Origin of the sequence: Paenibacillus oleatilyticus (genome assembly GCF_018998565.1) — a bacterium.
GTDB classification, from domain to species: Bacteria; Bacillota; Bacilli; order Paenibacillales; family NBRC-103111; genus Paenibacillus_G; species Paenibacillus_G oleatilyticus.
On record NZ_JAHNZO010000123.1, the window covers coordinates 1 to 394 of the forward strand.

The following is a 394-nucleotide window of genomic DNA, read 5'->3' on the forward strand; positions in this document are numbered from 1 at the left end:
TTCATCGCCACCGCCGGACGCAAGACCAAAGCCGGGCAACTGGTGCGCTTGCTGAATATCCCGTTAAGTAAGGCGGTGCGCTTTCATGAACACCAGACAGGGAAAGAACACGCCGACGCGCTGAAAGATGCTTATCAGCACCATCATGGCGCTGCCGGGAGGGAGTGGATCAGATGGCTTTCAGACCACCAGCAACAGGCGATTGATGTCGTTCGTGAGTGTGAAGCCCGCTGGCGCAGTCTAATCCCTGCCGACTATGGGGAACAGGTTCACCGTGTAGGGGCAAGATTTGCCATTCTGGAGGCCGCTTTACTGATGGGTGGCGTGGTTACTGACTGGGATGCTCAAACGTGCCGGGATGCGATACAGCACGCCTATAACGCATGGCTAAAAG

General features: G+C 56.3%; 1 protein-coding gene. It reads left to right on the forward strand.

Annotation, left to right across the window (positions count from 1 at the left end; translation table 11 throughout):
• Nucleotides 1–394, forward strand: a 394-nt coding sequence (locus KQX66_RS38915; RefSeq protein WP_216798412.1) for a hypothetical protein, incomplete at both ends; no start/stop codon positions are given.